General features: G+C 36.8%; 1 protein-coding gene. It reads left to right on the forward strand.

What is annotated here, in order from left to right; translation table 11 throughout:
• Positions 1 to 1,524: T9SS type A sorting domain-containing protein (locus tag ACY651_RS02710; protein WP_462249460.1), on the forward strand; the 1,524-nt coding region annotated here is incomplete at its 5' end.
• Positions 1,525 to 1,701 lie beyond the last annotated feature (177 nt).

The following is a 1,701-nucleotide window of genomic DNA, read 5'->3' on the forward strand; positions in this document are numbered from 1 at the left end:
ATTGTACCGGGTTATACTTTTATAAATTTTTCAGCCAATCAACCTAATGATGGATTTTATGGAATATGCAATAACAGCAGTGCCGCAGGTGCTACTAACAATGCTGTTCCTTACCCTGATAATTCAAGAGTATTTTCGGTGTGGGATATTATTGGGGATCATACCGGCGCCGCCAGCCCCACACTTGGCAATCCTGCAACTGCAGTTGGCGCTAATGGTGGGTACATGGCAGTTGTAAATGCCAGTTACGCTATAAGCCCGGCTATACAACAAACAGTAAATAATTTATGTCCCTCTACTTATTATGATTTTAGTGCCTGGTTCAGAAATATTTGTTCTAAATGCTCTTGCGACAGTAATGGCCGTGGCGCTTTAAATGCTTTGTTTAACGGGCCTTATCCGCCTGGTGTAAAACCTAACTTAACTTTTCAATTAAATGGCATTGATTATTATACCACAGGTGATATACCTTACAATGGCCAGTGGACAAAAAAAGGTTTTACTTATTTAACCGGTGCTGCACAAACATCATTTACGTTATCTATAAGAAATAATTCTCCCGGTGGTGGTGGCAACGACTGGGCCGTGGATGATGTAAATCTTTCAACCTGTGTACCCGACCTTGATTTAAAATATAATCCTGAATTTAAAACCTGTGCCGGTACTGTTGCAGATCTTTCATCAACAGTAAGATGTTATTTTCCTAATTATACTTTTTACAAATGGCAAAGAAGTACCAATGGCGGCGTTACCTGGAATGATACCGGTGTTAGTGGTACAGCTACTCCATCGCTTGTTGGAGCACAATGGGAATACACCGCAAATTATCCAGGATTTATTGTTACTATGGCCGATAGCGGCCACAGGTACAGGGTAGTTGTTGCAACCACTGCTGCAAACTTAGCCAGTACCAATTGTTTTTACAGTAACAATACCAATACGTTTTTAAATATCATTAACTGTGGCGTAATTCTCAATACCAATTTAAATAATTTTGCTGCGTTACTGGTGCAATCTAATGCAGTATTAAGCTGGTCGGTAAGTGCTACAAATAATTTCATTCATTTTGAAATTGAAAAAAGTAATGATGGCAGAAATTTTAATTCCATTACTGCAATACAAGCTGATAATACCGGCAGCATATTGAATTATAATTTTACTGATCCCGAAAAAATAACTGCAATAAATTTTTACAGGTTAAAACTTATCGATAAAAATGGACTGTTCAGTTACAGCTCGGCCATTGCAGTTAGCAATAAAAATATTGATTTCGAAATAAAATCAATTACAAACCCAGTTACCAGTTATTTAAATATTGAGTACGTTTTACCAAAAGATGGTAAAGTTATAATACACCTGCAAGACATTTTTGGTAAACGCATCAGTCAATACGAATTAAAAGGTAATAAAGGATGGAACAAAAGCAGGCTGGATAATATTAATGATTTGCCTGCAGGAACTTACATACTGTCAGCTTCGTTTAATAATGCTGTAATTAATAAAAAAATTATAAAGATGAAATAATACTGGTTCAATTTTAAAACAAACGGTCTCTGCTAAAAGCCGGATGCAGAAGGCGGAGAGTAATTGTACAGATTTCGATAAGCTGCAAATAACACATTATGCAAACCGCTTCTCTTTAAGGAATGTTAGCTTGAGTCTGTTGAAAACGGGTTTAAAAAAGTACATCGGCTTCGACAA

The organism is Ferruginibacter sp. (genome assembly GCF_031391665.1).
GTDB lineage: Bacteria > Bacteroidota > Bacteroidia > Chitinophagales > Chitinophagaceae > Ferruginibacter.